Below are 26589 nucleotides of genomic sequence, written 5' to 3' on the forward strand. Positions count from 1 at the left end.
GCCGCTTCCGGGGCGGCGGGTGCGGCGGCGGGTGCCGGTGCAGGCACGGCGGCGCTGGCCGATACGGAATCGAACAGCGCGTCAAAATCGTCATCCGCGATCACGGCGGGAGCGGGCGCGGCGACAGGCGCCGGCTTGGCTGCGGCCGCGCTTTGCGCGGATACTTCATCGAATAATGCATCGAAATCGTCAGCGGCGTTGGTCATATCCCTGCTTCTCCATAATTTGTCAAAATTCCGCCTGAACTGTGCGTTTTACAGACTGATACCCGCAATTTCTCGATTAAGATGATTTGAGGCAATACCGCTGCGATGGTGCGAGTGTAGCAGGGCGCCGCCCTGTTGGTAAATCTCAAAACGCGCTTCCTGGTGCAAAGCGGGCTTGCAAGAGCTTTTCCACCAGGAAATAAGTGTTCCTACTGTTGTATTTTGAAATACTACCATTGGCCTGCAGGCAAGGCCACGCTTCGCGCAAGAAATCCTGCGCGCGTGGAGTCCTTGCAACGGCGCCGCCGCATTGTATTGTGCGGCAAAAACACGGTCTTTCTGCCAATGTTGTCTATACTGAAGGTGCAGGAGTGTTGATAATTATCAAGTCTTTACATGAATACAATGCTGTCGCCACGTCTACAATAAGGGGCGTTGCGCGTGCCGATCCACCGATGAAGGAGCTGCCATGTATAAGAAAATTCTGATCGCCACGGACGGGTCGGCCGTCTCCAATTTGACGGCCTGTGCCGGTGTTGCCTTTGCCGAGCAGATGCACGCCGACATCCTGGCCGTGTACGTGGCGCCCGAATACCAGTACCCCGTCTACATCGAAATCATTCCGCCCAGCTATCCCAGCGAAGAGGAATACCGCATCGCCATGCGCAAGGCGGGCGCCGACCACTGGCAGCCGATCCTGGACGCGGCCGCCAAGCGGGGCCTGGAAGCGACGGGCCTGACGGCGTTTTCCGACAGCCCGGCCCTGAAGATCGTGGAAGTGGCGCAGCTGCAGCAGTGCGACCTGATCTTCATGGGCTCGCATGGCCGCAGCGGCTGGGGCCAGCTGCTGCTGGGCAGCGTGACCAATAAAGTGCTGTCGCATTCGAAATTGCCCGTGCTGGTGCACAGGCTGATCAAGGAACCCGCGCCGCAATAGCGTGTCAGATGGCGACAGGGTGCCAACAAGGGGCAACTGTTAAGAAAAAGGCAAATCGACGGCCGTTTTCAGTTAATATGACAAGCTTACTCGTTTCTTAACATTGGGGTCTCCGGCAACGGCCGCCCTGCAGATTGCCCGCCTATGATACGTATTGTGATTGCCGACGACCACACCATCATGCGCGAGGGCTTGAAGCGCATACTCGACGGCGCGCCGGACATCGATATCGTCGGCGAGGCCATCGACGGCTTTGAAGTGCTCAACCATGTACGCCAGGGCGGTTTCGACCTGCTGCTGCTCGACCTGTCGATGCCGGGCCGCAGCGGCGTCGACCTGATCCGGCAAATCCGCAGCGAAGCGCCCAAGCTGGCCATCCTGATCCTCACCATGCACGAGGAAGAGCAATATGCGGTGCGCGCCATCCGTGCCGGCGCGCAAGGCTATCTGACCAAGGAAAGCGCGGGCACGCAGCTGGTGGGCGCCATCCACAAGGTGGCGTCGGGACGCCCCTACATCAGCGCCGAAGTGGCCGAGCAGCTGGTGCTCAACATCATGATGCCGAACGAGAGCCTGCTGCACAAGCAGCTGTCGGACCGCGAATTCGAAGTCTTTTCCCTGCTGGTGGCCGGCAAGTCGATCACGGAAATCGCCAACAACCTGCACCTGAGCGTGAAAACCGTCAGCACGCACAAGACGCGCATCATGCAAAAGATGGGCATGAGTTCGCTTTCGGAAATGGTGCAATACGCCGTTGCCCACCGCCTGCTTTCCCCCTTCAAGACCTGAACCCGCCGGCGCGTGCCCCACGCGCCAACTGTAGGAACAATCCTACTCCACCTACCGCAGCTCCTACTGCCATATTCAGCCACTGCTGATATGAATTCCATACGGTTGTTGGCATACTGAAACCAGTTATCAAGTTGCTGGGAAGTTACTTCATCACACAGCAAGTCTTCAGCGAATTGAGCATTACCTGCCAGGACTGAGCGCCGCCGATAGCCTGCTAGCGTGCCCGCAGCCCTCGCGCATCCCGTCATTCAACTCTGAACTACCTGTCACCAGGAGATGAACATGCTGTCCACGCAAACGCCTGAAAACCGCCCCGCCACGCCATCGCAAATCCCGTCGCCTTCGATGGAAGCGGGACGCCAGCGCCAAGGACGGCTGTGGTCGAACCTGAAGGAAGTATGCGACCTGCTGCATATCTCCAGCGCCTGCGCCATCGCCGCCGACGAGCTGCTGTTCCAGCATGTGCAATTCAAGACCGGCCAGCGCGTGCATACCATCGGCCAGCCCTTCGACACCCTGTATATCGTCAATTCGGGCTTCCTGAAAACCGTGCTCATCGATGAATTCGGCAATGAGCAAGTGCTGAGCTTTCCCATGAAGGGCGACATGCTGGGCGTCGACGGCATCCATTCGCGCCATTACTCGTCCGAAGCAGTGGCCCTGTCCGACTGCGACCTGATCCTGCTGCCCTTCAAGAAGCTGACGGCGCTGGGCAGGGTGCACCTGGAACTGGAAAATGTGATGTATGGCGTGATGAGCCGCGAACTGGTGCGCGAGCAAGCCATGATCGGCATGCTGGGCGCCCTCAGCGCTGAAGCGCGCGTGGCCCGCTTCCTCGTCTCGCTGGCCGAGCGTTTCGGACAGATGGGTTATTCCAGCAAGCTGTTCAACCTGCGCATGACACGCCACGAAATCGGCAGCTACCTGGGCCTGACCCTGGAAACGGTCAGCCGCACCCTGTCCGCCTTCAATGAAATCGGCCTGATCACGGTAGACCAGCGCACCATCGGCATCAAGGATCCGGATGCGCTGAAAACCCTGCGCCGGCTGCCGCCATCGCGCTCGCGCGCCAAGCAACTGGCCGCCGCCAAGCTGAAGGCCGATACGGCCGCCGCCAGCGAAGCTTCGGCGCAATTGCTGGCCACTATCTAAGTCATTTTCAAGAAATGTGGGTGAATTTATTGCGGCTGACTTAGCCGCACGTTCCCTTCCTTCAAGCTTGGCACAGGCTTGACCCGGCCGAGGCGCACAACGCTTCGCCGGGTCTTTTTTTGCCGCCGCCCTCCCCTGCGCGCCGCCTTGGCGCCGCATTTCCACGCCGCCAGAATCGCGCATGCCGTGGCGCACCAAAAAAGCGCGGATTCCGCACAAATAAGCCTTGCTTTTCGGGCTACATTCAACAATAATGCAAATACGAATCATTCTCAACTGAGATAAAGAAAGCCCAACATGCAAAGCTCAAAACCAGCCTTGATCCAGGATGCCGCCAGTGCCCACGTCCGTCCTCCCGTCAGCATGGCGCAGCCGGCGCGCCGCATCACCAGCGAAGCGCTGCTGCAGCAGGGCCGCGAGGTGGAGATTGAACACAGCGGCAAGATCTATCGCCTGCGTGTCACGCAATTGAACAAGCTGATCCTGACTGCCTGAAGCCGCACGGCAGCCAGCCACCCCACTGCCAGCCAGTCGTGCCGCCGTGCGCGCCAGCCAGCCAAACCACCGCACAGGAGCGTTTGATGGCGAACGACCGACCTTCTTCAAAGTTTTCCAACTTGAACGGGCAACAGCCTGAGTTGATGCTGTCGGCCGTGCTGCACCTGATGTCGCATTACCATGCCGACAGCGCCTGCCCGAAACTGGCCGGCGTCATCGAACGCCATCTGCAAGTCCTGTCCGACTTGCCCGACCTCGGCCCCGTGCTGCAAGCGACCTGCCAGCAGTTGTCGCAGCAATGGGCCGCGCTGGTGGCCCTGCACCGGCCCGCGCCGCCGAAGACCAGCGTGCGCGAACGCCTGGCCCGCCTGCTGCAGGCCAAACGCCCTGCCGCGCCCCTGCCGCAATAATTTCGCATCCCGACCGCCACCGCCTAACAGGATATCGCCATGTGTGACAAAGACAAGTCCCTGCCCGTCATCAGCAATTGTTCCAGTGCCGAGGCCGATACAGCCGCGCTCACCTCGCGCCGCCGGCGCCTGTGGGAACTGTCGCATACCTGCCATTGCCCGCTGGTTGGCGTGGGCTTGCCGCTCGGCTATTTGCGCAAGCTGGTGGGCAAGATGACGGGTGGCCGCGTGCTGGCCGACGACTACGAAGTGCACGTGGGCGCGGTGACGGAATGCGGCGTGCGCAACCGCCTGTCGGAAGCGCTGCAAAAGGAACTCGAACGCCGTTATGCGCCCGTCATCCTGCGTTTTCGCAGTGCCAAAAACACGCAACAGGTGGCCGAACTGTGGCGCACGGCCGTCGCCAACGGCGACGTGTCGGGCGCTTTCTGGGCCGGCCTGACGCACCCGCGCTGCGACGCGGAACTGGAAGAGCAGATGTGCCGCGACCTGCACATGATCCAGCACCAGGCGGGCGCGTGCGTGCGCGCCGACATGGGCAAGTTCACGGCCTTGCAGGAAGAAAATGCGCGCCTGACGCACGAACTGGCCAAGCTGCAACAACGCAGCCAGGCCATGCTGCTGGAAAAAACGGGCGACCTGGAGCGTCAGGAAGCCGTGCTGCTGCGCACGCGGGCCGAATCGATCGGCAAGGACAGCGTCATCGACGGCTTGCGCGCGGAACTGGCGCAATTGCAGGCGGCCATCCCGGCGCTGGAATCGCGCACGCGCCTGGTCGAACGCCTGGCGCAAATGGATGAGCGCGAGAAAGAACTGCGCCAGCAGATCACGGAATTGAAGCAAGCCCAGCCGCGCCCGGCAACGGCCGTGCCGCCACCGGCACCGAAGCTGGAAGTGCCGACCGGCGGCAAATTGAAAATGCCGATCCGCCTGGTCGACCAAAGCGTGCTGTGCGTGGGCGGACGCAGCGGCAATGTCTCCACCTACCGCGCGCTGATCGAACGGGTCGGCGCCCAGTTCGCCCACCACGACGGCGGCCTGGAAGACAATGCCAACCTGCTCGATTCCAGTCTGGCGGCGGCCGACCTGGTGATTTGCCAGACCGGCTGCATCAGCCACAGCGCCTACTGGCGCGTGAAGGATTATTGCAAGCGCACGGGCAAGCGCTGCGTCTTCATCGACAATCCCAGCATTTCCAGCCTGGCGCGCGGCTTGCAGGAAGTGAGCGGAGAAATGCAACCGGCCGTGCTGAACACGGCAGAGTAAGACAGGCCACGGCGGCGCCAGCGCCGCCCGCCCATGCCGTTCGCTTAATTGGCAGGCTTAATTGGCACGCTTAATTGGCCAGCTCTATTGGCCCGCTTACGCCGCCAGTTCGCGCGCGATGGCGTCGCGCAAAATGGCATCGTCGACGGTGGTATCGGGCGAGAAGCGTCCCACCACCTTGCCCTCCTTGCTGATCAAGAACTTCTCGAAATTCCACAACACGTCGCCGGGCTGCTCCTGCTTGATGCCGTAGCCGGCCAGCTTGGCGCGGAAATCGCTGTCCGGCTTTTCCTGCGCCTGCGGCTGCTGCGCGACCAGGCGCTGGTACAGCGGATGCTGGCCCGGCCCCTTGACGACGATCTTTTCAAACATGGGAAATTGCACGCCAAAGGTGCCGCGGCAAAAGTCCGCGATCTCGGCGTTGCTGCCCGGCTCCTGCGCGCCGAATTCATTGGCGGGGAAGCCGGCCACCACCAGGCCCTCGGCCTGCTTGTCGGCGTAGAGTTTTTCCAGTCCCTCGTACTGCGGCGTGAGGCCGCACGCGGAGGCGACGTTCACCACCAGCACGACCTTGCCGCGATACGCGTCCAGGCTGGTGGGGTCGCCATTGATGCGGCGCAAGGGAATGTCGTAGATACTGTCGCTCATGATGGCTCTCCTTGGATGAAACATCCATCATAGCTGCCCGCGCGCGAACGCGCTGGCGCTGCGCCAAAACTCAATACACGTCGCGGCGGTAGCGCCCTTCGGCCGCCAGCGCATCGAGCGCGGGCCGCCCCAGCAGCTCCTGCAGGGCCTGGTCGACGCCGCCCGCCATGCCGGCCAGGCTGCCGCAGATGTAGATGGCCGCGCCCTGTTCCAGCCACAACCTGACTTCGTCGGCATTGCCGCGCAAGCGGTCCTGCACGTAGGTGCGCTCGGCCTGGTCGCGCGAAAAAGCCAGGTCCAGGCGCGGCAAGTCGCCGCTGGCGTGCCAGCGTTCAATTTCTTCGCGATAGTGATAATCGTGGGCCGCGTTGCGTTCGCCAAAGATCAGCCAGTTGCGCCGCTGTCCCGCCAGCACGCGGCTTTTCAGGTGGCCGCGCAAGCCGGCGATGCCGCTGCCGTTGCCGATCAAAATCAAGGGCCGCCGGGCATTGTCTTCCAGGCGGAAACGGCGGTGCTGGCGCAAGCGCAGCTGCACCACGTCGCCCACTTCGGCCTGCGCCGTGAGCCAGCCGGAGGCCAGGCCCAGGCTGCCATCGGGATGCGCATGCTGGCGCACCAGCAAGTGCACGCCGCCATCGTGCGGGATCGAGGCGATCGAGTATTCGCGCGGCTGCGAAGGATCGACGGGCGCCGTCACCTGCACCAGGTCGCCTGACTGCCAGTCCGGCAAGTCGCCCGCCAGCGGCGCCAGTTCCACGTGATAGATGGCGCCGCCGGCACTACCAGGATTCAACAGGCGCCGCTGCGTCAAACGCCAGTCGGCGAACGCCGGTGCGCTCCAGTCGGGCGCGTCGCTGGTGCCGGCCAGGTGGCTCAGGTGCTGGAACCACTGTTCGATGGCGGCACTGGCGCTGCGGTCGACTTCAATGCGTTCGAACAGGCGTGACGCGCCCTGCCCCGCCAGCCAGGCGTCAAGCGCGCGGCCAAAGCCGCAATACTGGCCATAGCTGCGGTCGCCCAGGGCCAGCACGGCGTAATGCAGTTGCGGCAGCGCCATGTCGCCCGCCGCGCGCGTCATGCAGCGCCCCATGAAGGCGGCCGCATTGTCGGGCGCATCGCCTTCGCCATAGGTACTGACCAGCAGCAAGGCCCGTTCGGCCTGCTGCAAATCGCCGGCCGTCACGTCCGCCAGCGCGCACAGGCGCACGGCAATGCCGGCCAGTTGCAAACTCTGCGCCGTTTGCGTGGCCAGCTCTTCGGCATTGCCCGTCTGGCTCGCATAGGCCACCAGCCAGGGACGGCTGTCGGCCAGCGCTGCCTTGGCGGCATCGGCCGCGCGGCGCTTGCCGCGCGCGCGCAGCCAGGGTGCCAGGCACACGCCGGCATAACTGAGGGACATGGCGGCCAGCAAGGCCAGCCGCGTCGTATCGTGCGTAAAAATCATGGGAAATAACGATTCATTCGTCGAGCATGGCCAGCATCTGGCTGCTCAGAAATTCGCGGTAGCCGTGGCCATCGCGCTGCAGGAAACGCGCGGCCAGACCCTGTTCTTCGGCCAGCGCCATGCCTGCATCGACGCCCAGCACGGTCAGGGCCGTGGACCAGGCGTCGGCCGCCATGCACTCGGCGTGCACGACGGTCACGGAAGCGAGCTGATTGGCGATCGGCATGCCGCTGCGGGGGTCGATGGTGTGCGAATAGCGCGCCGTGCCATCGTTAAAGAAACGCCGGTAGTCGCCGGACGTCGCCACCGACAAGCCATGCAGCGCCAGCATCATTTCCGCCGGATGCTCATGCATTCCGGCGCCATCGACCTGCTCCAGCATGACCCACCAAGGCTGTCCGTCGGGCTTGCTGCCGGCACCGCGCAGCTCGCCTCCGACTTCCACCAGGTAATGTCCGATGCCCTGGTTTTCCAGGTAGCGGGCCAGGCGGTCCACGCCATAGCCCTTGGCGATGGCGGACAGGTCCAGCTGCAAGCCGCCGGGCTGGCGCGCGCGGCGGGCCGGCAAGTCCAGCTCCAGGCGGCGGCGCTGGCGCTGCGACAGCAGCAGGGCGACGGTATCATCTGTAGGGGGAAGAAAGCCGGGCTGGTCGTAACGGTTGCGGGGGCCGAAGCCCCACAGGTTGACCAACGCGCCGGCGCAGGGATCATAGGCGCCAGCGGACGTTTGCGCCACGTGCATGGCAAAGCCCAGCACCTCGCAAAAGGCGGCGGGCAGGCTGTGCCAGCTACCGGGCTCGGCCCGGTTGAAGCGGCCCAGGTCCGACTCCTCGCTCCAGTGGCTCATTTGTGCCACCACCAGGTCCAGCTGCTGCTGCAAGCCCTGCTGCAAGTCGGCGCTGCCGGCACGCCCCGGCATGGCGGCCTCCAGCAAGCGCACCGACCAGCTGGTGCCCATGGACAGGCCGCGCAGGTCCCGGATCGCGGCGCCGGGCGGCGCGACCTGATCGGAAATATGCTGGGGCAGCAGGACCCGGCGCATCGCTAATGTGGCTCGCAGACGCTGCCGCTTACTGCGGCAACACTTCCACGGTGGCCGCGTACGTCATGCGGCGCTCAGGCATGGCTGGCGGCTGGCCGGCCACGGCCGGAGCGGCCGCAGGCCAGGTGCTGCTCAGGTAATACATGCCGGCCGCTGGCACGGTGAACGTGATTTCACCCTTGGCATCGGTGCTCTGGCGAATTTCACCGAGCACACCACGGTAGCGCACGCCACCAGGCACGAGGCTGAAGGCCTGGTTTGCCGCCGGCTTGCCGTCGATCAAGAAACGCCAGGTGGCTTTCTCGCCCGCGCGCAAGTCGTTCGGATGCGTGACAGGCACGAATTCCAGGCCCACGCCCGTTGGCTTGAACACTTCCGTGCTGGTCTCGCCATTGCTGAAGAAGGTTTCCAGGCGCGCTGCCGTGCGCGTGATTTTCAAGTCTTGCGCGTCGGCCGGAACGTCTTTCTTGAAGCTTTCCTCGTTGCCGCGGAAGCGCTTCTGCTCGCCGTTGACCTTATAGCTGCCCATCACGTTTTGCGACACGATGGCGGCCTTGTAGGTGCCCGGCTTTTCCATTTTCACGTCGAAGACGCTGCGCAGGCGGCCGGTCATGGTGTTCGCGGGCGCGACCTTGGCGCCGTCGGGGCCGATCACTTGCAGCGCATCCAGGCGCAGCGGCTGGTGGTCGATATCGAACAGGCCGTCGGACACGGCGGCGTCCACCGTCACCCAGGCGTCCTTGCTTTCCACCATCGTGCTCGATGGCACCATCCAGCCACGGTGGGCGTGGGCGTGCATGGACAGGCCGGCCAGGGCCAGGACGATCAGGGTCTTGTTGAATTGCTTGAACATGATGGGTGCGCCTTATGGTTTGAGTTGGACGACGACATTACCGAGTTCTTCCTTGCCTTTGGCAGGCACGGACTGGGCCGATTTCAGCGGCCACTGGAACGGCACGCGCACCAGTTCGCGTCCACCCGCTTCGCGCGCCGCTTCCACGACGACCTGGTATTCGCCTGGCGGCAGCTTGTCGAGCAAGGCCTTGGCGCCAGGGAAAGTCAGGGTATGTTCGCCCGGCGCGCGCGTGGCGCCGCTGACGCCGTCAACCGGCATGGCCAGGTCGCGGCCGCTCTTGCGCCACCATTGGCGCATGTCCTTCAGCCATTTCTCACCGGCCTTGTCCTTCTTTTTCACGTCATACAGCACAGCCAGGTTGCCCACGACCTTCTGGTCCGCCGTTTCCAGCCACGCCGCCACGTAGGGACGGTGATATTCCGCCACGTTCAGTTGCGGCAGTTCAATCTTGAGGGACAGATCGGCCGCCATCGCCGACGTACCGATCAGGGGAAGGCCAAGCGCCAGGGTGTAGCGTAATTTCATGGTGTGCCTGTAAAAAAATGAGAATAAAAACGATCAGTGAATAAACAGCAAGGCGATCGCGCAAGGTATCAGGATACCGAGGCCAACCATCGGCCAGGTAAATGGCCGGTTGGCCGCATGGAACTTCAAAATCAGCAAGCCGGTGAGGCAAAAGACAATGCAGGCAGCGGCAAAAATATCGATGAACCAGCTCCAGGCCACGCCCGTGTTGCGGCCCTTGTGGACATCGTTGAGCCAGGACACCCAGCCCCGGTCCGTCAATTCATATTCGGCGGCGCCGTCTTCCAGGCCGATGCGCACCCAGGCATCACCGCCCGCCTTGGGCAGCGGCAAGTACACCTCGTCGATGCTCCATTCGGCGGGACGGCCGCCCGCATTCAGCGACCATTGCTGCTTGAGCCAGGCTTCGGCGGCGGCCGGCATGGGCGCGTTGGCGCCATCATGCTTGGCGGCATAGGCGGCCAGTTGCGTGACGAGGGGCGCCGGCAATTCCGCCTTCTGGCGCGTGATCGCCGGCTTGGCTTCGATCTGGCCAGCATGGTTCAGGGTGATGCCGGTAATGGCAAACAGGAACATGCCCAGCAGGCAAAGCGCCGAACTGATCCAGTGCCACTGGTGCAAATTCTTTAGCCAGACGGCACGGCTGGCATTGTTCTTGGCCTTGTCTGCGGCGCCCGCGTTAGCCATGGACCGCTCCCGGCAAGGAGCACGCCAGGTGGCGCGACAAGTCAGTGTGCTTCATTCCCATCCTTCAATCAAAGTCCATGCCGATAGTTTCCGATAGTTTCCGATAGTTTCAAACAAATGATAATGATTATCATTTATTAAGTCAATACATGGGAGGCCCCGCCAGGCCAGCGTTTTGTAACAACTCTGAAACATGCCACGCGCCTGCATGGCCTGGCAAGAATGGGCTGCTAGGTAAGCTGCCGTACAGAGCGGCTGTCGGCGACCGCCTATGCTGTTGTTCAGGACAATCACCAAGGGAGCACACCATGCAACAGTATTCCAGCGAACAACTGGCCGGCATCGCGGCCAAGATCAAGAGCGTGAAATTTGGCATGCTCACCACCAGCGACGACATGCGCACCCTGACCAGCCGGCCACTGACGCAGCAGCAGGTGGACAACGAGGGGCAGATCTGGTTCTTCGTGTCGGACGACGCCGCCTACACGCGCGATCTGCCGAACAATCCGCAAGTCAATGTCAGCTTTGTCGATACGGGCGACAGCCTGTATGTCTCGGTCTGCGGCCACGCGCAGTTGCTGAAAGACCGCGCCAAGGCGGAAGAACTGTGGAACCCGCTGGTAAAAGCCTGGTTCCCGGGCGGACTCGACGATCCGAAGCTGTCGCTGATCAAGGTCACCATCCAGTCCGCCGAATACTGGGACAGCGGTGCCAGCAAGATGATGCAATTCTATGAAATGGCCAAGGCGGCCATCACGGGCGAGCCACCGAAGGATGTGGGCGAGCACGGCCGGGTCGACCTGTAGCAGGGGCGGATGACTTTATCCGGGTATCTTGTTTGTTGACTTTCCATTTTACCCGGGTAAAATTGCCTGCATTCCCATGGAGGCACGCATGCACACCGACACCCCCGCAGCAGCGCAGCTCACGGCCTTCGCCGGCCAACAGAAGGTGGCGGCCGGCACCTTGCACGCGCTTGCACACACGCTGAAAGCGCTGGTCACGCGCGATCCCGACGCACAAATCCTGATTTTCGACGACGCCACCGGCAGCCAGGTGGACCTGAACCTGCACGGCAGCCTGGCAGACGTGCTGCAGCGCCTGCCCCGGCCACGCGCGGCGCCAGCCATGGCGGCGCAAGCGCCGGCGGTATCGGCTACCGCGCCAGTGGCTGCGCCAGCCGTTGCCGCACCGCCAGCTGCCCGTACGGCGGGCCGGCCGAAACTGGGCGTGGTGGCGCGTGAAATCACCTTGCTGCCGCGGCACTGGGAGTGGCTGGCCACGCAGCCGGGCGGCGCTTCCGTGGCCTTGCGCAAGCTGGTGGAGCACGCGCAGCGCGACAACAAGGCGGCGGACGCACAGCGTCAGGCGCGCGAAGCGGCATACAAATTCATGCGCGCGCTGGCTGGCGATGAAGCAGGTTTCGAGGAAGCCAGCCGCGCCCTGTTCGCCGGGCGGCAAGCGGCCTTTCTGGCATGCGTGGAGGAATGGCCAGCCGACGTGCGGACCCACGTCTTGCAGCTGGCTGAACAGGGATGGCCCGGCAGCGAGCAGGAATCAGCGTAGCCCTGCCTCGCAAGCAGCCGTCAGCTACACGGCGCCAGGCCGTCAGACGCCCGTGCTGCCCGTGGTGTCGGGCGCATCGTCGGCGCTCTGCCGGTTCTGGCCGGCGGCGCCACCGTGCTGATGATGCGGCAAGCGGTCGGCACGCCGCACTTCGCCGATGGAAAACAGATCATCGCCGATATCGAGCCCTTGCTCGCTATCGACCAGCACGAAGCTCTCGGCCGACTCGGCCGTGCTCTGTTTGCTGCCCGCCGTCGATGGCGCGCCGCCCTGGCTATTGCCTGGCTGTGGCGTGGTGGAGTTGCCCATCATCTTCTCCCTGATTGTTGAGTGACTATGCGTATGGCATGCACGCCGGTGGCGTGCCGCCTGGTACAGATTGCGTGCAAATTGCATGCAAGTTGCGTGCTGGTTGCGTGCTGGTTGCGTGCTGGTTGCGTGCAAGTTGCGCACTGGTTGCCCGCGGCTTGCGTGGCAGTTGCACCGATGCAGGCTGCAGCTGAACGCCCGCCCAGCCATTTCATCATAGTCCATGGCTGCTGCATTGCATCAAAATTTTGCGGCCACTGCGGACATCTGACCATGGCCAGCGGCGCACCTGCCCCGCCAGCCATGGCCTTTGCTACCCGCTACCCTTCAAGTACCTGCACTACTTGTTGCGCGACCCCGTACCGGAGCCGGAACCGGAGCCGCCGCTTTGCTTGTTGCCACTGTCGCGGCCGCCATCCTGGTTCATGCTGGCATTGTCGCGTGTACCGCCGGAACTGGCGGCGCTTTGCCGGTTGCCGTCGTTCTTGTGGCTTTGGCTGCCTGCGCGGCGCGCTTCTTCGGACGTGAATTCATGGGCCGTGCCTTTTTCGTGCGCCGCACGCCCCCCTTCGCTGGCGATTTCACGCTGCTGTGCCGGATCCATGGAAGCGAAACCGCGCTTGCTGGTATCGCTTTGCTTGTTGCCGCCGCTGCTGCTGGCGCTACTGGTTTTACTACCTTGCTGTTTGTTGTCGCTCGATGTGGCCATGATGATCTCCTTGATCGATAGAATCAGAAACAGTGCAAACCATGCTTTCTTCCCCGCGCATGGCAGGGGAGTCGTCATCTTAGTGCGTGCTTGGGCTACGAGAAATAGGAGGATGGCAAGCCCTGATGTAGGATGAGTCCCGCCCGTGGTGGCACGGTTATAAATTACTTGATACCAAAAGTACCAGACACTCGGCAGTTAGCGGGGGATGGCGAAAATCGCCGCGTCCGCCGTCACATACACGCGCTCATCGACGGCCGGCTGCACCGCATGGCCGCCCGTGAATGCGCCAAACGATGGCAGGATGGCACGCCCTGGTCCCAGCAGGAAACACGGCAGGCGCAGGCCGCCCCTGGCGGCACGCAGGTGGAAGACGGGATGCACGTGGCCGGCCAGCACATAGCCGGCAGCGGGCGTGTCCGGATGATGGCAGAACGCCAGCGTGCCTACCTGATGCGGCTCGTCGGCCATGCGCATGTCCAGCGCCGCCGCCGGATCGCCAGCGTGCGCATCGTGGTTGCCGCGCACCACCGTCAGCAGCAGGTGCGGGTGGCGCGCGCGCCAGGCCAGCATGGCCGCCACGGTGGCGGCCGCATGTGCGGCGCGCGCGTGCAGGAAGTCGCCGAGAAAGATGATTGCATCGCAGGCATACGTGGCCAGCAAGGCATCAAGCGCCAGCAGGTTTTGCGTGGTCGTGCCGCGCGGCACGGGCACGCCCAGCGCGCGAAAAGCCGCCGCCTTGCCGAAATGGATGTCGGCGATGATGAGCATCTTGCGCGCCGGCCAATACACGGCCTTGTCCGCCAGCAGCCACAGCCGCTCGCCGGCCAGTTCCACCTCGCAATATGCCTGGCGCCCTTCGCTCATGCGGCCGCCTTTTCCAGCGCACTCACCAGGCGCGCCACCCGGTCCGACAGTTTTTCCGTCGTCAGCTGTTCGCGGAAGCGCTCGACCATCAGGCCGAAGGCAAATGGCGAAGCCCGTTCCAACGGCTGCAGGGAAATACCGCGTCCCTGCAGCTCGCGCAAGGTGTCGCGCAGGCGCGTCAGTTCCAGTTCCTGCTCCAGCACCTCGCGCTGCGCCTGGCTCAGCAGCAAGTTGGCCACATCGTGCTTGCGGAACACTTCGAAAAACAGCGAGGACGACGCCTGCAGCTGGCGCGCGCTTTTCGGCTGGCCCGGATAGCCCTGGAACACGAGGCCGGCGATGCGGGCGATTTCACGGAAACGCCGCTGCGACAGTTCCGTCGCGTTCAGGCTGGCCAGCACGTCTTCCAGTAAATTCTCCGTGCTGAACAGGTCCAGCCCCGCGCCCGTGGCGGCGGCAAACAGCGGTGCATAGTCAAGCTCGCCGGCGCCCAGCAATTCAAAGCCGTAGTCGTTGACGGCGATGGACAAGGTGGCCGGCTGCACGCGGGCGATGCGGTAGGCCAGCAGGGACGCCAGGCCCAGATGCACCGACCTGCCGGCAAACGGATACACGAACAGGTGCCGTCCTTCCCGGCTGGATAGCGTTTCCACCAGCAGGATCGTGCGGGTGGGCAAGGCGGACCAGCGCGCCTGGATGGCCAGCAGGGGTGCCAGCGCGCGCATCTCGGGGCCGCTGGCCTGGCCTTCCTGTGCCAGCTGCAGCTGGTCCAGCACGGCATGCGCCAGTTCCGACGACAGGGGCATCTTGCCGCCCTGCCAGCGCGGCACGGCGCCACGGCTGCCTGTTGCGCGCCGCACATATGCCGTCATCTCGTGCACGCGCACGAACTCGAGAATGCGTCCGCCAAACAGGAAATGGTCGCCCTGCTTCAGGCGCGCGATGAACGATTCCTCGATGCTGCCGATGCGCGCGCCCCCCATGAACTTGACCTGGATCGCCGCTTCAGAGACGATGGTGCCAATGCTCATGCGGTGGCGCCGCGCCAGGGCCGCGTCCGGCACGCGGTACACGCCATCGTCAGCGGGCAGCACTCTGCGGTATTCCGGATACACGGTCAGGCTCTGCCCGCCGCGCGCGACGAAATCGAGCGCCCATTGCCACTCGTCCAGTGTCAGCTGACGGTACGACCACGCCATGCGCACTTCCGCATACAGGTCCGGCGACCGGAAACCGCCGCCCAGCGCGATCGTCACCAGGTGCTGCACCAGCACGTCAAGCGGCTTGTCTGGCACGGGGCGCGCCTCCAGGTGGCCTTGCGCCAGGGCCGCGCGGGCGCCGGCCGCTTCCAGCAATTCCAGGCTGTTGGTGGGCACCAGGGTCACGCGCGAAATGCGTCCCGGCGCATGGCCGCTGCGCCCGGCCCGCTGCACCAGGCGCGCGATGCCTTTCGCGCTGCCCACCTGCAGCACCCGTTCGACAGGCAAAAAATCCACGCCCAGGTCCAGGCTGGACGTGCACACGACGGCTTTCAGCTCGCCAGTCTTGAGGTGCTGCTCGACCCACTCGCGCACTTCGCGGTCGAGCGAGCCGTGGTGCAGGGCAATCAACCCCGCCCAGTCGGGCCGCGCATCGAGCAAATGCTGGTACCACAGCTCCGCCTGCGAGCGCGTATTGGTAAATACCAGGGTGGTGGCGCTGCCCTCGATCTCGGCGATCAAGGGCTGCAGCATCTGGATGCCCAAATGGCCGCCCCAGGGAAAGCGCGTGGGATTGACGGGGATCAGGCTGTCGACGAGGATGCGTTTTTTGACCTTGCCTTCGACCAGCACGCCAGCGTTGCCCTCGCCCAGCAGCACGTCCTGGGCCTGGCGCAGATTGCCCAGGGTGGCCGACAGGCCCCACGTCATCACGCCGTCGTTCCAGCGACGCAAGCGGGCCAGCGCCAGTTGCACCTGCACGCCGCGCTTGCTGCCCATCAATTCGTGCCACTCGTCGACGATCACCGTTTCCAGCAAGCTGAAGCGTTCATACGCGTCCGCCTGGCTGAGCATCAACGACAGGCTTTCCGGCGTGGTCACCAGCACCTCGGGCCAGGCCTTCGCCTGCCGCGCCCGCTGCGCCGCGCTGGTGTCGCCCGTGCGCGCTTCGATGCGCCAGCCGGGCGCCAGTTCCGCGCCAGACGCTTGCAGCGCGCGCACCGTATCGGCCGCCAGCGCGCGCATGGGCGTGATCCACAGCACGCGCAGACCCAGCTTGCGTGCCTTGCTTTTCTGCCGCTCCGCGCGCAGCAAGGCGCCGAACCACACGGCATAGGTTTTACCTGATCCCGTGCTCGCATGCAGCAGGCCGGACTGGCCTTGCGCGGCGGCGCGCCAGACGCCGCGCTGAAATGGAAACACCTTCCAGGCCCGTGCGAGGAACCAGGCGTCGATGCGCTGCGCCAGCGTGCTTTTGCTCATCGGCCGTCTTTCATGCGGCACCGGCCAGCATGGCTTGCAAGGTGGCCAGGGTGTCGGCGTCGCCGATGGCCTTGTCTTCGCGCCGGCGCAGGATGCGGGGGAAGCGCACGGCGATGCCTGCCTTGTGGCGGCTGGAGGCGGCGATGCCTTCGAAGCCGATCTCGAACACCATGCTCGGCCTGACGCTGCGCACGGGACCGAATTTTTCTATGGTGGTCTTGCGGATGGCGGCATCGACCTGGCCGATTTCCACATCCGTCAGGCCCGAATACGCCTTGGCGAAGGGCACCAGCTTGCGTTCCCCCTCCCCTCCATCATCCCAGACGGCGAAGGTATAGTCCGTGTACAGCGAGGCGCGCCGGCCGTGGCCCGCCTGGGCATAGATCAGCACGGCATCAACGGAATACGGATCGATCTTCCATTTCCACCAGGTGCCCACGTCCTTGGTACGGCCCACGCCGTAGGCGGCAGACATGGCCTTGAGCATCATGCCCTCCACGCCGCGCGCGCGCGATTCCGCGCGGATGGCCGCCAGCGCGTCCCAGCTTGGCGCGTCGATGCGCGGCGACAGGCGCAGCGCCGGCGCAGCCACTTGCGCCACCACGCTTTCGAGCAGCGCGCGCCGCTCGGCCTGCGGCAAGTGGCGGATATCCACGCCATCCATTTCCAGAATATCGTAGGCCACCAGCACGGCAGGCAGCTCGGCCAGCAGCTTGGATGAGAGCGTCTTGCGGCCCATGCGCTTTTGCAGGTCGGCAAAAGCGCATGGCACGTCACCGGGCTGCCAGATGAGGATTTCGCCATCGAGCACGATACCTTCCGGCAAGGGCAACTGCGCCAGCTCGGGAAAGCGCTCCGTGATCAGCTCTTCGCCGCGCGACCACAGCCAGCTGGCGCCGTCGCGCCGCAGCAGCTGGGCACGCATGCCGTCATATTTCCACTCGACCAGCCAGGCACCGATGTCGCCCAGGGTTTCCGGCCCCGCCGACAAGGGGTGCGCCAGGAAAAAGGGGTAAGGCTGGCCGCCGCGCAACGCGTGTTCGCCGTCCGACTCCGCACCGATGAGCTTTAGAAAACCCGCGCCCGTGGGGCTGACCTTGCCATCGGTCCAGCCCATCAGGCGCTGCGCCACCAGCTTGCTGTCGATGGCGGCGATGCAGGCCAGCGCGCGCGTCACCAGCAGTTTCGACACGCCCACGCGAAAGCCGCCGCCGATCAGTTTGACCAGCAGGAAGCGTTCGCGCGTTTCCAGCTCGTCCCAGTACGCCAGCAAGCTGGCGCGGATGGTCTCGGGCGCCGCGCCGCGCAGGGGGGCGATGCGCTGCTCGATCCACTCGGCCAGGCCGATGTCGCTGCGCCTGGCCGGCGCGGGCAGGATCAGGGCGATGGTTTCCGCCAGGTCGCCGACGGCGTGATAGGCCTCGTCGAACAGCCAGGCATCGAGGCCCGCGCGTTCGGTCGCCAGTTCGCGCAGCAATTTGGTAGGCACGGCCTGGCGCGGCTTGCCGCCCGCCAGGAAATACACAGCCCAGGCCGCATCGTGCGGCGCGGCGCGGCGGAAATACGCTTGCAGCGCCGCCAGCTTTCGGCTGGTGGAGGTGGTCTCGTCGAGTTCCGCGTACAGCCGGGCAAATTCACGCATGGGGCGCTTCCTCCGGTACAGATGCGCCGGGCGCACCGTCTTCGGCCTCGTCGTCGCCATATTCCGTCTCGAAGCCGCCCGCCTGCCAGCCGTTCTGCCGCAGCCAGCGCACCATCACGGGAATCGATCCGTGCGTGACGATGATCCGTTCGGCCTGCGTGGCCGTGATGGCTTGCATCAGGCCGGGCCAGTCGGCATGGTCGGACAGCACGAACCCCCGGTCCACGCCGCGCCGCCGGCGCGCGCCGCGCAGCAGCATCCAGCCGCTGGCGAACGCATCGCTGTAGTCGCCGAAGCGTTTCATCCATGGCGAGCCGGCTGCCGACGGCGGCGCGATTACCATGGCCGTCTTCAGGGCCGCCTTGTCCGTCACGTCGCCCACCATGACGGTGGCGGGCAAGGCCACGCCGGACTCGCGGTAGACCTGCGTCAAGGCCTGCGCCGCGCCATGGCAAATGATGGGGCCGATGGCAGGGTCGAGTCCGGCCAGGATGCGCTGCGCCTTGCCGAAGGCATAGCAGAACAGCACGCTGGTGCGCCCCTCGGCCGCATTCCTGCGCCACCATTGGTTGATCTCGTCATTGATTTCCTGCGGCGCCTGCCAGCGGTAAATGGGCAGGCCGAACGTCGATTCCGTGATGAAGGTATGGCAGCGCACGGGCTCGAACGGCACGCAGGTGGGGTCGGGCTGCAGCTTGTAGTCGCCGGACGCCACCCACACTTCGCCGCCGACTTCCATGCGCACTTGGGCCGAACCCAGCACGTGGCCGGCCGGATGCAGGGACACGCGCACGCCGTGGTGGTCGATGCATTCGCCATAGGCGAGGCCCTGGATGGAGACGGGACCGAGCCGCGCGCGCAGCACTTGCACGCCGCTGGCGGCGCACAAATAATGCCCGTGTCCCACGCGCGCGTGGTCGGCGTGCGCATGCGTGATGATGGCGCGCTCGACCGGGCGCCACGGGTCGATGTAAAACTGACCCGGCACACAATACAGCCCTTCCTTGCGCACCACCACCATGTCCGCCATGCCCCGCTCCGTTAAAGCCGCCTTGGATGGGCTGATTCTAGCGCTCTTGCGTCAAATCACTGTTCGAAAGCGCACATTGGGACATTAGGCGGGGGCGACGAACTCCGCCATGAAGACCCGCGTGGTGTTTTCGGGAAAGGCAATCGTCACCTGGTCGCCCGCCACGGACAGCACGGTGCCGATCTGGTAGCGGGGCACGCGCACGCGGCTGCCGACGGCGATCTGCTCAGCGGGCGGCACGACGGGCGGCTCGGCCGGCAGCTGCGGCAGGGGCAGGGGCAGGGGCACATCATCCAGGGCCATGGGCATGGCCAGCGCCGGCGGCGACAGGCAATTGTCGCAAGTGCAGCAACGCCCGAAATCACCGGCATCGCCGAAATAATCGAGCAGCAGTTTCCAGCGGCACAGCCCACTTTGCGCGTACGCCACCATTTGCTCCAGCGCCTGCTTGTCGCGCTCCTGCTTGTCGACATAGATCTGCGCCAGCTGCGCATACGCGGGCGATGTGGCCGATGCGGGCTTCAGGCTGTAGCCCAGCTTGCGGTCCTGGCGCAGCAGCTTGCCGTCCTTCAATAGCTTCAGGCACACTTTCAAATGCCCGTCGGAAAACTCGGGTAAGGCCGCCAGTAGCGCATCGGCGCGGAAAGTGGCCGGCAGCGCCCGTGCGGCGGCAACGATCGCGGCCAGTTCCTCGGCCGTGGGATAGTGCTTGGCGAGAAAGAACTGCTGCACCCGCTTGTCTTCCTGGAAGTACAGCAAGGTGCAGTCGGCCGGCAAGCCGTCGCGCCCGGCACGGCCCGATTCCTGGTAGTACGCTTCCAGGTTGGCCGGCACCTGCAGATGGATCACGAAACGCGTGTCGGGCTTGTCGATGCCCATGCCGAAGGCGTTGGTGGCCACCATCACGCGGCGCTCGCCGCCCATGAACAGTTCCTGGTTGTGCTGGCGCTCGCGCGCCGCCAGCTTGCCGTGGTAGCAAGTGACACTTTCGCCCAGCGCTTCCAGCCGCTCGGTCAATGCCGTGACGGCCTTGACGGTGGCCGCGTAGACGATGCCCACGCCCGGCGTTTCGCGCAGCAGGCGCAGGACTTCATCCTGTTGCTCGCCTGCATTGGTGACCTGGATCACGCGGTAGCGCAAATTGGCGCGGTAAATGCCCGTATTAACCACATGCAACTTTGTCGCGTCGAGCTGGGCGCGGATGTCGGCTGTCACTTCCTCGGTGGCCGTGGCCGTCAAGGCCAGCACGGGCGGGCGCCCCAGCGCGCGCAGGGCGGCGGCGATTTCCAGGTAGGCGGGACGGAAATCATGGCCCCACTGCGAGATGCAATGGGCTTCGTCGATGACGGCCAGCACGGGCGGCGCCTGGGACAGCAGCGCCAGGAACTCCGGCATCGCCAGCCTTTCCGGCGTGCAAAAAATGATGATTTTTCCACCGCGCGCGATGCTGGCCAGGGCCTCGTCTTCCTCGGCGCGCGACAGGCTGCTGTTCAGTTGCACGGCCGTGATGCCCAGCGCGTGCAGCTTTTCCAGCTGGTCTTTCATCAGTGAAATCAGCGGCGATATCACCAGGGTGGCGCCGGGCAAAAGCGCGGCGGGCAGCTGGTAGCACAGCGACTTGCCGCTGCCGGTGGGCATGACGGCCAGGGTGTCGCGCCCGGCCAGCACGCTGTCGATGACTTCCTGCTGGCCCGCGCGCAAGCGCGTGACGCCAAATACCGAACGCAGCAGGCGCCGGACTTGCCTGCCGGACTGGCTCAGTTTATCGGATGGCTGCGCTGCATCGTTCATCTTGGCTGTCCCGAAAGTAATACTGCATGCCGGCGCCCTTGCGCCAGGATGCAGCTACTTTACGGCCGGGCCTGGCGCGCCGCCATAGGACGGCTGCTACAGCCCGCGTAGGACTTCAGGAAGGCAGGAGGATGGCCCAGAATATCATCAGCAGGCCGGCAATCGACACGCACCAGACCAGCGTGCGCACGACGGGCACGCCAAATGCGTACAGGGGCAGGTAGAGCACGCGCGCGGCCAGGTACAGGGCGGCGCCGTACAGGGTCAGCGCGCTTTCCTGCGCCGTGACGTGGGCGATCAGCACGGCCGCAGCGAACAGGGGCAGGGTTTCAAACAGGTTGGCCTGGGCCCGCTGCAAGCGGCCCGTGATCTTGCCCACGGGCGGGCCATCGCCGTCGCGCGCGCTCACATTGTAGGCCGTGCCCGTTTCGCGCGTGCGGAACAGGGCCGGCAGCAGGATTTGCACCAGCGCCAGCACCAGGGTGCAGCCTAGCATGGTCAGTTCAGGAGTCATGAGTTTGCCTCTGTGTGGGACAGGCAAGCCGTGACTGCGCTTGCCGTCAGGATTGGTCGAGTGCCGCTTGCAGCTCCAGCAAGTCATACGGTTTGCGCAAGACACTGGCGGAAAAGCCCAGTTCATCCATCGATTCCTTGCCATAGCCGGTGGAAAAGATGATGCGCATGCCCGGTTTGTCGCGCAACACCATGCGCGCCAGCGCGATGCCGGACATGCCAGGCAGGCTCACATCCGTAAACAGGATATCGAAGTCTTGCTCGCTTAGCAATTGCCACGCGGATTCGCCATCGGACACGCCGCTCACCGTGTGCCCGAGCATGCCCACCAGCTCGCACACCATCAGCTGCGAATCGAGGTTGTCTTCCACCACGAGTATTTTCATGGATGTCGGCATGTCCCCCTGCGGTTCCGGTGCATGGCCCGTCAAGTCCAGCCCTGGCGTGCCGCCACCGAGCGCACTGGCCGCCTCGAACTGGCGCGCGCGCAATTGCTGCTGGCGGTTGGCCAGCACATGGCGCAGCTTGCGCGCCAGCTCTTCGCGCCGGTACGGTTTGCTGAGCAATTCCACGCCCGCATCCAGCCGCCCTTCATGCACGATGACATCCTGCGCATAGCCCGAGGTAAACAGCACGGCGATATCGGGCTGCAGCTCGCGTGCCTGGCGCGCCATTTCCGTGCTGCTGACGGGACCGGGCATGATCACGTCCGTAAACAGCAAATCGATCTGCGCACCGCTGTGCAGCACGGCCAGCGCGCTTTCGCCATCCTCGGCCTTGAGCACCGTATAGCCGAGCGCCCCCAGCATGTCGACCACCGTGGTGCGTACGCCCACATCGTCTTCCACCACCAGCACGGTTTCCGTGCCGCCCGTGACGACGCCGCTCAATTCCACCTCTTCGTCCGCTTCGGCCATCAGGGAGCGGGGCAAATAGATTTTGACTCCCGTGCCGACGCCCGGTTCACTGTAGATGCGAATATGGCCGCGGCTTTGCGTGACGAAACCATATGCCATCGACAGGCCCAGGCCCGTGCCCGCCCCTTCCGGCTTGGTGGTAAAGAAAGGCTCGAAGGCCCGCTGCAGCACCGGGCCGCTCATGCCGTGGCCGGTGTCCGTCACGGACAGCATCACGTACTGGCCGGCCGGCACGTCGACCAGGTTGTGCACATACTGTTCATCGAGCACGACGTTGCCCAGTTCGATGGTCAGCTTGCCCGCGCCATCCATGGCGTCGCGCGCATTGATGGCCAGGTTGAGGATGACGTTCTCGATCTGGCTGCGGTCGACCAGGGTGTTCCACAGTCCGCCGCCACCGACGAGCACGATATCGATGGCTTCGCCCAAAGCGCGCCGCAACAGCGCATCCATATTGCGCACCACGCGCGTCAAGTCGGCCACCACCGGCTTCAAGGGCTGGCGCCGGGCAAACGCCAGCAAATGCGACGACAGCTTGGCACCGCGCTCGACGGCGGCAATCGCCGTGTCCAGGCGCTGGCGCATGAGGCCATCCGTACCGGCCAGGTGCTGCAGCAAATGCAAATTGCCGGAAATAATTTGCAGCACATTATTGAAATCGTGCGCGATACCGCCCGTCAACTGGCCCACGGCTTCCATCTTTTGCGCCTGGCGCAAGGCGTCTTCCGCCTTGGTGCGCTCGCTTACTTCCTGTTCGACCCGGTGCTCCAGGGTTTCGTTCAATTCGTGCAGCGCTTTTTCCACGCGACGCCGGTCCGTGATGTCCGTCTTGACAGCGATCAGGGAACGCGTGTGGCCCTGCTCGTCCACCAGCCGGCTGACGCTGCTCGACACCCACACTTGCGTGCCGTCGGGCTTCAGGTAGCGTTTTTCCAGCGAAAACGACTCGCCCGTTTCCACCAGGCGCTGGAACAGCACGGTGTTGCCCGGCACATCATCAGGATGCATGATGTCGTTCATGTTTAGGCTGAGCAATTCCTCGGCGGAACGCCCCAGCATGCGGCACAGGGCGCCGTTGACGCGCTGGAAACGGCCATCGAGACCCAGTTCCGACAAGCCGACCGAAGCCTGGCCAAAGATGGCCGCCATGCGTTCCTGGCTGGCCATCAGTTCTTCCTCGATCTGGCGCCGTTCCGTGACGTCGAACGACACGCCCACATAGCGGCGCTGCCCCGGCACCCGGCCATCGAGCACCTCGCCCTGGCGCGCGATCCAGCGCACCTCGCCATCGACGGGACGGCGCACGCGGTACTCCACATACTCGAGGGGATTCTGTCCCAGCGCCAACTTGCTGGGACCGACCTTCTGCTGGTCGCGCGCATCGACCAGGCCCACCAGCAGCTGCTGCGTGATTTCCTCGCCATCGGCGATGCCCCACTGGCGGCGGAAGGTGGGCGACACCACCATCGCGCCCGTCTCCGGGAACCATTCAAAGGTACCGATGCCGCCCGCCTGCTGGGCCAGGCGCACGCGCTCTTCGCCTTCCATGCGCTCGGTGACGTCGATGCCTTCGACAAGGATGCCGCTGACGGCGCCATCGTCGTCCTTGATGGGCTGGTACACGAAGTCGATATGCCGCTGGCCCGTCTGCCCGCCCGCCGTCTGCAGGTCGACCTTCACCTGGCGGCCCTCGTACGGCACGCCCGTGCGGTACACCTGGTCGAGCAGATCGATGAAGCCTTGCGCCTTGACTTCAGGCAAGGCCACCTCGACCGTCTTGCCCAGCATGTCCGTCTCGGAACGGCCCACCAGGCGCAGATAATGTTCATTCGCCAGCTCGAACACATGCTGCGGCCCGCGCAGCATGGCCATGAAGCTGGGCGCCTGCTGGAACAGGGCGCGCAGCAGCGCACGCTCTTCGCCGAGGCGCCGGTTGGCCGCGCGCACGGCGGCGCTCTCCGCCAGCAAGCTGGCATTCAGGTCGCCCAGGGCGGCCGTGGCCAGCTTCAGCTGGCGTCCCTCTTCCATGCGCGCCGTCAGTTCGACCGCCGTGCACAGCACGCCATGGACCTGGCCATCCTCGCCATGCACGGGCGTATAAAACAGGTCGAAACAGACATCGGTCGGCGTGCCATCGCGCAACAGCGGCAAACAGCATTCGCGGTGCACCTGCGTCTCGCCGCGCAGGCCGACTTCCAGGATGCGCGCATTCCAGTCCCAGATTTCGGGCCAGATTTCCGGCACCGTGCCGCCCAGCGCCGCCGGATGGCGTTCGCCAGCCACCTTGATGTAGTCGTCGTTATAGATCATGACGTGCTGCGAACCCCACATCAGCACCATCGCCATCGGCGAGTTGAGCACGATATCGACGCTGGTGCGCAAGCTGGCGGGCCAGTCCTCGCGCGCGCCAAGGCTGCTGGCCGACCAGTCGCGCTGGCGCACCAGTTCGCCCATGATGCCGCCGCCGCGCGGCCAGGCAGAAGCGCTCATGTGGCGGCCCTCATGTTGCCACCGCATCGGCTTGCACGCACACCTGGCACTGGCGCGGAATGCGCACCGTCGCCACCGTGCCCTGCGTTTGCGTGGAAGTAAGCTCGACCGTACCGCCGTGGGCCTTGACGAACATATTCACCGTGTACAAACCCAGCCCCAGTCCCTGGCCCGTCTTGCGCTTCTCGCCCGCCTGCTGGAACGGTTCGAACAGGGTCGGCAGCAAGGCGGAGGGAATGAGGCCGCGATTGACGACGCGCAACTCGATGCAGTCGGCCGAACGGCCATCGAGTGCCAGTTGCACGGGCGCACCTGGTTCGCCATGCGTGATGGCATTCGACAGCAGATTGGAAATGACTTGCGACAGCAAGCCTGCGTCGCACTGGCCGTGCAACTCGCCCACGCTGCTGACCTCGACAGGCGTGGCCTGGCCCGCCGTCTCGAACTCATCGACGATGGCGCGCGCCAGCGCCAGGTAGTCGTGCATGCTGCTGCGCAATTCCATCGTGCCCGAGCGGATGCGCGCCAGGTCCAGCAGCTGGTCGACCATGCGCGCCATGCGCTTGGCGCTGCTTTCGATGCGCTGCGCCGTGACGATCACCTTCGGGTGGTCGCTCATCATCGGCAACAGCATGGCGCCATTCATCACCACCGACAGCGGCGTGCGCAAGTCGTGGCCCAGCACGGCCGTAAACAATTCGTTGAGGTGCAGCGCATGCTTGAGTTCATCGAGCTGGGCCGACAATTCGCGCTTCTGCCGGTACAGCTGCACCAGCACGGCCACCTTGCTTTGCAGGGCTTTCACGTCGATGGGCTTGTACAGGAAGTCGACGGCGCCCGCCTCGTAGCCACGGAAACTGTAGCTCGGTTCGCGCGACGCGGCCGTGAGGAAAATCAGGGGAATGCTGCGCGTGCGTTCGCTGCCGCGTATCAGCTCGGCCAGCTCGAAACCGTCCATCTGCGGCATTTGCACGTCGATCAGGGCCAGTGCGACGTCATGCGTCAGCAGCAGCTCCAGCGCTTCGGCGCCCGAGGACGCCTTGAGGATGACAATCCCGGGACGCGCCAGCACGGCTTCGGCGGCGACCAGGTTTTGCGCGATATCGTCAACGACGAGAATATGGATAGGTGCGGTCACGGAGTCATCTTCAGGCATTGCAACGGCAAAATGCCATCGTGTTTCTGTATAGTAATTATTATTGTTTCAGTCTTTGCATATATTACACGCACTGTCAGCTCTCCATTCACTTGTCCTGTCCGCCATCGAGCAAGGCCAGGCTGGCAGCCATGCGCGGCAAGTCCAGCACGCGGTCGGCGCCGGCCCGACGCAGGGCAGCGGCCGGCATGATGCCACAACTGGCGCCCTGCGGCTGCTGCACCCAGGCGCTGCCGCCCAGCTGCCGCACGCGCGCCAGGCCTGCCGCGCCATCGGCCGACGCGCCCGTCAGGATGATGGCCAGCATGGCGCGCCGGTAGGCCAGGGCCGCCGTTTCCAGCAGCACATCGATCGACGGGCGCGAAAAATACACGGGCGCTTCCTGCGACAGGGAAAAGCTGGCATCGGGCTCGATCTGCAGGTGATAGTCGGGCGGCGCGAAGTACACGGTACCGCCCAGCAGCGGTTCCTTGTCCTGCGCTTCGCGCAAGGGCAGCAGGCAGCGCTCCGCATACAGCTGCGGCAACTGGCTGGAGCGTCCCGGCGCCAGGTGCAGCACCACCACCACGGCCGCGCGGCAGGTGGCGGGCAAGGCGCGCAGCAAAATGCCCAGCGCCTCGACGCCGCCGGCGGAAGCGCCAATGGCGATCAGGCGCAGGCCGGCGGGCGGCGGC

Annotated in this window: 25 protein-coding genes and 1 pseudogene; 8 read left to right on the forward strand and 18 right to left on the reverse strand. The window is 64.6% G+C overall.

Annotated elements, in window-relative coordinates; all coding sequences use genetic code 11:
* Positions 1–206: pseudogene (locus JaAD80_RS23580) on the reverse strand (protein phosphatase CheZ); the annotation flags it as partial.
* A 469-nt stretch (positions 207–675) separates the two neighbouring features.
* Between JaAD80_RS23580 and JaAD80_RS23585 the strand changes: the two are divergent.
* From JaAD80_RS23585 to JaAD80_RS23610, 6 genes are all read left to right on the forward strand, one after another.
* Complete coding sequence (locus tag JaAD80_RS23585; RefSeq protein ID WP_102298108.1) at positions 676–1143, forward strand: universal stress protein; 468 nt, start codon at positions 676–678, stop codon at positions 1141–1143.
* Positions 1144–1287: 144 nt separating this feature from the next.
* Positions 1288–1932, forward strand: a complete 645-nt coding sequence (locus tag JaAD80_RS23590) for a response regulator transcription factor (protein WP_034750556.1) — start codon at positions 1288–1290, stop codon at positions 1930–1932.
* Between the two features lie 348 nt (positions 1933–2280).
* Positions 2281–3087, forward strand: coding sequence for a Crp/Fnr family transcriptional regulator (locus tag JaAD80_RS23595; RefSeq protein ID WP_102298156.1), 807 nt, complete (start codon positions 2281–2283; stop codon positions 3085–3087).
* A gap of 297 nt (positions 3088–3384) precedes the next feature.
* Positions 3385–3582, forward strand: a complete 198-nt coding sequence (gene hemP, locus JaAD80_RS23600) for a hemin uptake protein HemP (protein WP_102298110.1) — start codon at positions 3385–3387, stop codon at positions 3580–3582.
* Positions 3583–3668: 86 nt separating this feature from the next.
* The gene (locus JaAD80_RS23605; protein ID WP_102298113.1) at positions 3669–3995 is read left to right on the forward strand and encodes a hypothetical protein; all 327 of its coding nucleotides are present in this window, start codon (positions 3669–3671) and stop codon (positions 3993–3995) included.
* Between the two features lie 39 nt (positions 3996–4034).
* Positions 4035–5261: a DUF2325 domain-containing protein gene (locus tag JaAD80_RS23610; protein WP_102298114.1), complete on the forward strand. Its 1227-nt coding sequence runs from the start codon at positions 4035–4037 to the stop codon at positions 5259–5261.
* A gap of 96 nt (positions 5262–5357) precedes the next feature.
* Here the strand turns inward: JaAD80_RS23610 and JaAD80_RS23615 are convergent, their stop codons facing one another.
* The 6 genes from JaAD80_RS23615 to JaAD80_RS23640 all read right to left on the reverse strand — a co-directional run bounded on the left by JaAD80_RS23615 (position 5358) and on the right by JaAD80_RS23640 (position 10463).
* Positions 5358–5909: a glutathione peroxidase gene (locus JaAD80_RS23615; protein WP_102298117.1), complete on the reverse strand. Its 552-nt coding sequence runs from the start codon at positions 5907–5909 to the stop codon at positions 5358–5360.
* 70 nt (positions 5910–5979) lie between these two features.
* Positions 5980–7353, reverse strand: a complete 1374-nt coding sequence (locus JaAD80_RS23620) for a sulfite reductase subunit alpha (RefSeq protein WP_102298118.1) — start codon at positions 7351–7353, stop codon at positions 5980–5982.
* A gap of 13 nt (positions 7354–7366) precedes the next feature.
* On the reverse strand, positions 7367–8395 hold the full coding sequence (locus tag JaAD80_RS23625; protein ID WP_102298121.1) for an FAD:protein FMN transferase: 1029 nt from the start codon (positions 8393–8395) through the stop codon (positions 7367–7369).
* Between the two features lie 28 nt (positions 8396–8423).
* A complete protein-coding gene (locus tag JaAD80_RS23630; RefSeq protein WP_102298124.1) occupies positions 8424–9248 on the reverse strand; it encodes a DUF4198 domain-containing protein in 825 nt (274 codons plus the stop codon).
* A gap of 12 nt (positions 9249–9260) precedes the next feature.
* Positions 9261–9776 carry a DUF2271 domain-containing protein gene (locus tag JaAD80_RS23635; protein ID WP_102298125.1) on the reverse strand — a complete coding sequence of 172 codons (516 nt, stop codon included), beginning with the start codon at positions 9774–9776 and terminating at the stop codon, positions 9261–9263.
* Between the two features lie 33 nt (positions 9777–9809).
* Positions 9810–10463 (reverse strand): PepSY-associated TM helix domain-containing protein, encoded by a 654-nt coding sequence (locus tag JaAD80_RS23640; protein ID WP_102298128.1) that lies wholly within the window; start codon positions 10461–10463, stop codon positions 9810–9812.
* 308 nt (positions 10464–10771) lie between these two features.
* On the opposite strand from JaAD80_RS23640, the gene JaAD80_RS23645 reads away from it, so the two are divergent.
* Positions 10772–11269 (forward strand): pyridoxamine 5'-phosphate oxidase family protein, encoded by a 498-nt coding sequence (locus JaAD80_RS23645; protein ID WP_102298131.1) that lies wholly within the window; start codon positions 10772–10774, stop codon positions 11267–11269.
* Positions 11270–11357: 88 nt separating this feature from the next.
* Positions 11358–12029: a DUF2239 family protein gene (locus tag JaAD80_RS23650; protein ID WP_102298133.1), complete on the forward strand. Its 672-nt coding sequence runs from the start codon at positions 11358–11360 to the stop codon at positions 12027–12029.
* A gap of 42 nt (positions 12030–12071) precedes the next feature.
* Here JaAD80_RS23650 and JaAD80_RS23655 read toward each other — a convergent pair whose 3' ends face one another.
* The 11 genes from JaAD80_RS23655 to JaAD80_RS23705 form a co-directional block, all read right to left on the reverse strand.
* Positions 12072–12338: a hypothetical protein gene (locus JaAD80_RS23655; RefSeq protein WP_146012505.1), complete on the reverse strand. Its 267-nt coding sequence runs from the start codon at positions 12336–12338 to the stop codon at positions 12072–12074.
* Between the two features lie 340 nt (positions 12339–12678).
* On the reverse strand, positions 12679–13047 hold the full coding sequence (locus tag JaAD80_RS23660; protein ID WP_102298138.1) for a KGG domain-containing protein: 369 nt from the start codon (positions 13045–13047) through the stop codon (positions 12679–12681).
* A gap of 198 nt (positions 13048–13245) precedes the next feature.
* Positions 13246–13914, reverse strand: a complete 669-nt coding sequence (gene pdeM / locus JaAD80_RS23665; RefSeq protein WP_102298140.1) for a ligase-associated DNA damage response endonuclease PdeM — start codon at positions 13912–13914, stop codon at positions 13246–13248.
* On the reverse strand, positions 13911–16376 hold the full coding sequence (locus tag JaAD80_RS23670) for a ligase-associated DNA damage response DEXH box helicase (RefSeq protein ID WP_102298143.1): 2466 nt from the start codon (positions 16374–16376) through the stop codon (positions 13911–13913). Before JaAD80_RS23670 ends, pdeM begins: the two co-directional genes overlap by 4 nt.
* 10 nt (positions 16377–16386) lie before the next feature.
* On the reverse strand, positions 16387–18018 hold the full coding sequence (locus tag JaAD80_RS23675; protein ID WP_102298144.1) for an ATP-dependent DNA ligase: 1632 nt from the start codon (positions 18016–18018) through the stop codon (positions 16387–16389).
* On the reverse strand, positions 18011–19048 hold the full coding sequence (locus tag JaAD80_RS23680) for a ligase-associated DNA damage response exonuclease (RefSeq protein ID WP_102298147.1): 1038 nt from the start codon (positions 19046–19048) through the stop codon (positions 18011–18013). Before JaAD80_RS23680 ends, JaAD80_RS23675 begins: the two co-directional genes overlap by 8 nt.
* 84 nt (positions 19049–19132) lie before the next feature.
* Positions 19133–20839 (reverse strand): ATP-dependent DNA helicase RecQ, encoded by a 1707-nt coding sequence (locus JaAD80_RS23685; protein ID WP_102298148.1) that lies wholly within the window; start codon positions 20837–20839, stop codon positions 19133–19135.
* A gap of 115 nt (positions 20840–20954) precedes the next feature.
* Positions 20955–21353 (reverse strand): MAPEG family protein, encoded by a 399-nt coding sequence (locus tag JaAD80_RS23690; protein WP_102298151.1) that lies wholly within the window; start codon positions 21351–21353, stop codon positions 20955–20957.
* Between the two features lie 46 nt (positions 21354–21399).
* Positions 21400–24759, reverse strand: a complete 3360-nt coding sequence (locus JaAD80_RS23695) for a PAS domain S-box protein (protein WP_102298153.1) — start codon at positions 24757–24759, stop codon at positions 21400–21402.
* 10 nt (positions 24760–24769) lie between these two features.
* Positions 24770–25897 (reverse strand): hybrid sensor histidine kinase/response regulator, encoded by a 1128-nt coding sequence (locus tag JaAD80_RS23700; RefSeq protein WP_102298158.1) that lies wholly within the window; start codon positions 25895–25897, stop codon positions 24770–24772.
* A gap of 106 nt (positions 25898–26003) precedes the next feature.
* Positions 26004–26589: chemotaxis protein CheB (locus JaAD80_RS23705; protein WP_308410641.1), on the reverse strand; the 586-nt coding region annotated here is incomplete at its 5' end.

It is taken from the genome of Janthinobacterium sp. AD80, from assembly GCF_002878455.1.
In the GTDB taxonomy this organism is placed as follows: domain Bacteria; phylum Pseudomonadota; class Gammaproteobacteria; order Burkholderiales; family Burkholderiaceae_D; genus Janthinobacterium.

What these genes read in the sequence shown, in the direction of transcription:
- JaAD80_RS23645 (WP_102298131.1), top strand. Translation starts at nt 10,772, where the DNA reads ATGCAACAGTATTCCAGCGAACAACTGGCCGGCATCGCGGCCAAGATC.
- JaAD80_RS23630 (WP_102298124.1), bottom strand. Translation starts at nt 9,248, where the DNA reads ATGTTCAAGCAATTCAACAAGACCCTGATCGTCCTGGCCCTGGCCGGC.
- JaAD80_RS23655 (WP_146012505.1), bottom strand. Translation starts at nt 12,338, where the DNA reads ATGGGCAACTCCACCACGCCACAGCCAGGCAATAGCCAGGGCGGCGCG.
- JaAD80_RS23695 (WP_102298153.1), bottom strand. Translation starts at nt 24,759, where the DNA reads ATGAGCGCTTCTGCCTGGCCGCGCGGCGGCGGCATCATGGGCGAACTG.
- JaAD80_RS23625 (WP_102298121.1), bottom strand. Translation starts at nt 8,395, where the DNA reads ATGCGCCGGGTCCTGCTGCCCCAGCATATTTCCGATCAGGTCGCGCCG.
- JaAD80_RS23690 (WP_102298151.1), bottom strand. Translation starts at nt 21,353, where the DNA reads ATGACTCCTGAACTGACCATGCTAGGCTGCACCCTGGTGCTGGCGCTG.
- JaAD80_RS23660 (WP_102298138.1), bottom strand. Translation starts at nt 13,047, where the DNA reads ATGGCCACATCGAGCGACAACAAACAGCAAGGTAGTAAAACCAGTAGC.
- JaAD80_RS23675 (WP_102298144.1), bottom strand. Translation starts at nt 18,018, where the DNA reads ATGCGTGAATTTGCCCGGCTGTACGCGGAACTCGACGAGACCACCTCC.
- JaAD80_RS23585 (WP_102298108.1), top strand. Translation starts at nt 676, where the DNA reads ATGTATAAGAAAATTCTGATCGCCACGGACGGGTCGGCCGTCTCCAAT.
- JaAD80_RS23680 (WP_102298147.1), bottom strand. Translation starts at nt 19,048, where the DNA reads ATGGCGGACATGGTGGTGGTGCGCAAGGAAGGGCTGTATTGTGTGCCG.
- JaAD80_RS23640 (WP_102298128.1), bottom strand. Translation starts at nt 10,463, where the DNA reads ATGGCTAACGCGGGCGCCGCAGACAAGGCCAAGAACAATGCCAGCCGT.
- JaAD80_RS23605 (WP_102298113.1), top strand. Translation starts at nt 3,669, where the DNA reads ATGGCGAACGACCGACCTTCTTCAAAGTTTTCCAACTTGAACGGGCAA.
- pdeM (WP_102298140.1), bottom strand. Translation starts at nt 13,914, where the DNA reads ATGAGCGAAGGGCGCCAGGCATATTGCGAGGTGGAACTGGCCGGCGAG.
- JaAD80_RS23670 (WP_102298143.1), bottom strand. Translation starts at nt 16,376, where the DNA reads ATGAGCAAAAGCACGCTGGCGCAGCGCATCGACGCCTGGTTCCTCGCA.
- JaAD80_RS23685 (WP_102298148.1), bottom strand. Translation starts at nt 20,839, where the DNA reads ATGAACGATGCAGCGCAGCCATCCGATAAACTGAGCCAGTCCGGCAGG.
- JaAD80_RS23620 (WP_102298118.1), bottom strand. Translation starts at nt 7,353, where the DNA reads ATGATTTTTACGCACGATACGACGCGGCTGGCCTTGCTGGCCGCCATG.
- JaAD80_RS23635 (WP_102298125.1), bottom strand. Translation starts at nt 9,776, where the DNA reads ATGAAATTACGCTACACCCTGGCGCTTGGCCTTCCCCTGATCGGTACG.
- JaAD80_RS23650 (WP_102298133.1), top strand. Translation starts at nt 11,358, where the DNA reads ATGCACACCGACACCCCCGCAGCAGCGCAGCTCACGGCCTTCGCCGGC.
- JaAD80_RS23595 (WP_102298156.1), top strand. Translation starts at nt 2,281, where the DNA reads ATGGAAGCGGGACGCCAGCGCCAAGGACGGCTGTGGTCGAACCTGAAG.
- JaAD80_RS23610 (WP_102298114.1), top strand. Translation starts at nt 4,035, where the DNA reads ATGTGTGACAAAGACAAGTCCCTGCCCGTCATCAGCAATTGTTCCAGT.
- hemP (WP_102298110.1), top strand. Translation starts at nt 3,385, where the DNA reads ATGCAAAGCTCAAAACCAGCCTTGATCCAGGATGCCGCCAGTGCCCAC.
- JaAD80_RS23615 (WP_102298117.1), bottom strand. Translation starts at nt 5,909, where the DNA reads ATGAGCGACAGTATCTACGACATTCCCTTGCGCCGCATCAATGGCGAC.
- JaAD80_RS23590 (WP_034750556.1), top strand. Translation starts at nt 1,288, where the DNA reads ATGATACGTATTGTGATTGCCGACGACCACACCATCATGCGCGAGGGC.